Below are 1,338 nucleotides of genomic sequence, written 5' to 3'. Positions count from 1 at the left end.
TTGCAAGACACATCGAGCAGCCAGCATCACGCCATTCAAAGCCAGCTTCAGTGAAGATTTTGTCCAAACCTTCTTTTTCGGCTTGAATTTTTACGCGGCCTGAACCTGGTACGACGATAGCCGTTACACGATCGCTAACTTTGTAGCCTCTGGCGATTTCAGCTGCTGCACGCAAATCTTCGATACGGCCATTTGTACATGAACCGATGAATACATAATCAATTGGGATTTCGTTCATTGGTGTTCCAGGCTTAAGATCCATATATTCAAGTGCTGCTTCAGCAGCTTTACGCTCGTTCTCCGTTGGAAGATCAGCAGGGAAAGGAACTTTAGCTGTGATGTTGGTACCCATGCCTGGGCTAGTTCCCCAAGTCACTTGCGGGATTAGTGCGTCAACGTCGAAGTGAACGACTGTGTCATACTCTGCACCTTCATCCGTAGTAAGCTGTTTCCAAGCTTCAACTGCTTCTTCGTAGTTAGCTGGCGCATATTGACGGCCGCGAAGATAGTTGAATGTTGTTTCATCTGGAGCGATGAGGCCAGCGCGTGCGCCTGCTTCGATTGACATATTACAAACTGTCATCCGCTCTTCCATAGTCAAGCTTGTGATGGCTTCGCCAGTAAACTCAATAACATAACCTGTTGCGAAATCTGTGCCGTATTGAGCAATAACGCCAAGAATCAAATCCTTTGCTGTTACGCCTGGCTTGCGAGTGCCGTTAAAGCGAACCTCAAGCGTTTTTGCTTTCGATTGCTGCAAGCATTGAGTAGCCATAACGTGCTCAACCTCACTTGTACCAATACCGAACGCCAATGCGCCGAAAGCACCGTGAGTAGATGTGTGGCTGTCTCCACAAACGATTGTTTTACCTGGATGCGTTAGACCAAGCTCAGGACCCATTACGTGAACGACACCTTGGTCAATGCTGTCAAGATCAAACAACGTTACGCCGAAGTCTTTACAGTTTTGAGTAAGCGTGTCAATTTGTTGTTTGGAAATTGGATCTGTAATGTTGAAGCGATCTTTCGTTGGTACGTTGTGATCCATCGTTGCGAAAGTAAGATCAGGACGACGCACTTTGCGGCCTGATAGACGCAAGCCTTCAAACGCTTGCGGAGATGTTACTTCGTGTACAAGCTGCAAATCGATATAAATGACGCTTGGCTTGCCTTCTTCTTGATTAATGACGTGATTATCCCAGATCTTTTCAAACATTGTCTTTTTCGTCATTATGTTAACCCCACCGTTTCATTGAATCTTCTGCTTTTCTTAACTGAAACTACTATAACATTTCTTTCTTCATTGATCCAAGATATAATATCTATAACGTCTATAGG

At 45.1% G+C, this 1,338-nt stretch carries 1 protein-coding gene; it reads right to left on the bottom strand.

Annotated elements, in window-relative coordinates; all coding sequences use genetic code 11:
• Window positions 1-1,231, bottom strand: a 1,231-nt coding sequence (gene leuC, locus AC1DSE_RS35345) for a 3-isopropylmalate dehydratase large subunit (RefSeq protein WP_477529129.1), incomplete at its 3' end; no start/stop codon positions are given.
• Window positions 1,232-1,338: the final 107 nt, after the last annotated feature.

Source organism: Paenibacillus sp. 01L418 (assembly GCF_056400045.1).
Note: the sequence above shows the minus strand (reverse complement) of the source record. Positions and strands in the feature narration are given on the sequence as shown.